The organism is Enterobacter sp. IF2SW-B1 (genome assembly GCF_001743375.1).
Taxonomy (GTDB): Bacteria; Pseudomonadota; Gammaproteobacteria; order Enterobacterales; family Enterobacteriaceae; genus Enterobacter; species Enterobacter bugandensis.
Genome location: NZ_MJAA01000413.1, coordinates 1 through 349 on the forward strand (window position 1 = coordinate 1; position 349 = coordinate 349).

1 protein-coding gene and 1 pseudogene are annotated in these 349 nt (G+C 51.0%); both read left to right on the forward strand.

Going from position 1 to position 349, the window contains the following annotated elements; all coding sequences use genetic code 11:
* A pseudogene (locus A6013_RS27235) lies at positions 1 to 160 on the forward strand (methyl-galactoside ABC transporter substrate-binding protein); the annotation flags it as partial.
* Between the two features lie 70 nt (positions 161 to 230).
* Positions 231 to 349: hypothetical protein (locus tag A6013_RS27755; protein ID WP_254677923.1), on the forward strand; the 119-nt coding region annotated here is incomplete at its 3' end.

Below are 349 nucleotides of genomic sequence, written 5' to 3' on the forward strand. Positions count from 1 at the left end.
CCAGGCGAAAGCGACCTTCGTTCTGGCGATAATCCTCGCCGACGGTAAAGGCGCGGCGGATGGCACCAACTGGAAAATTGACATCAAAATCGTGCGCGTGCCTTACGTGGGCGTAGACCAGTCCAACCGGGCTGTGTTTATCCGGAAATTAGATCTTTGATTTGTCTTCACTGGGCTCAATGCGTTGCTCCCTTTTATAACTCGATTTGCGAGGCCACCAAGGTATACTTATGGTCCGGACCACTACTCAGTCGTCAGGTGAATACTTGGTGGAAATGCCAGGCGTCAACAAGTCCTTCCCGGGGGTTAAGGCACTCGATTATGTTAATATAAAAGTCCGTCCTCACTC